The 671-nt window shown below is 64.1% G+C and carries 1 protein-coding gene; it reads right to left on the reverse strand.

Annotated elements, in window-relative coordinates; all coding sequences use genetic code 11:
- Nucleotides 1–671 (reverse strand): carbohydrate ABC transporter permease (locus WA762_RS35495; protein ID WP_335941715.1); only part of this gene is annotated, 671 nt, incomplete at both ends.

Consider the following 671-nt stretch of genomic DNA (forward strand, 5'->3'; position numbering starts at 1 on the left):
TCGAAGTACTTGAAGCCCGCGTCGTAGAGCTGGAAGACGAGCGTGTAGCTGGCGTTGGCGGGGCCGCCGCCGGTCATCGTGTACACCGCGTCGAAGACCTGGAACGAGGCCGTCGTCTCGATCACGGCGAGGAAGAACAGGGCGGGCTTGAGCTGCGGGAGCACGATGTACCGGAACCGCTGCCAGGGCCCGGCGCCGTCGGTGAGCGCGGCTTCCTCCAGCTCCCGGGGAATGTCCTGCATCCGGGCCAGCAGGATCAGCATCCCGTAGCCGAAACGCGACCAGACGCCGACCACCGCGAGCGCGGGCAGCACCAGCACGTCATCGGACAGCCAGGAGCCCTCGTCCATCCCGAACAGGCCCATCAGACTCGACCACGGACCACCCGTCGAGAAGATCCAGACGAAGACCGTGGCGGCCAGCACCAGCGAAGTGACCACCGGCAGGAAGAACACCGACCGGAAGAACCGCGCACCACGAAAAGCACGACGAGTGATCAGCGCCAACGACACCGACACCACAAGCGTGCCCGGCACAGCAAGCACCGTATACAGAACAGTGACCCTCAACGCCTGCCAGAACAACGGGTCATCCCACAGACGGGTGAAGTTGTCCAACCCGACGAAACTGCCACCACCGGTCAGACTGTAATCCGTGAAACTCATCAGCAC

The sequence above is a fragment of the Streptomyces tyrfis genome (genome assembly GCF_037034285.1).
Classification (GTDB): domain Bacteria; phylum Actinomycetota; class Actinomycetes; order Streptomycetales; family Streptomycetaceae; genus Streptomyces.